Source organism: Litchfieldia stipae (assembly GCF_014837155.1).
Taxonomy (GTDB): Bacteria; Bacillota; Bacilli; order Bacillales; family Bacillaceae_L; genus Litchfieldia.
On record NZ_JACYHA010000077.1, the window covers coordinates 1 to 336 of the forward strand.

Sequence of the window (336 nt, forward strand, 5' to 3'; positions counted from 1 at the left end):
GGAAATCGCGTTTGCTTTCTCTTCCTCCGGGTACTTAGATGTTTCAGTTCCCCGGGTCTACCTTCTGCTACCCTATGAATTCAGGTAGAGATACTACTCCATTACGAGCAGTGGGTTTCCCCATTCGGAAATCTTCGGATCAAAGCTTACTTACAGCTCCCCGAAGCATATCGGTGTTAGTCCCGTCCTTCATCGGCTCCTAGTGCCAAGGCATCCACCGTGCGCCCTTAATAACTTAACCTAAGTTAAAAGTTAGTAAGATCTTTACAGTTTCTTACATTGGTTTGTTTCTTAAAAATGAATGTTTTGTTATGTTATCTAGTTTTCAAGGTACGA

The 336-nt window shown here is 42.9% G+C and carries 1 rRNA gene; it reads right to left on the reverse strand.

Annotated features, from left to right (window positions below):
- A 23S ribosomal RNA gene (locus tag F7888_RS22420) occupies positions 1-241 on the reverse strand; the annotation flags it as partial.
- Between the last annotated feature and the right edge of the window lie 95 nt (positions 242-336).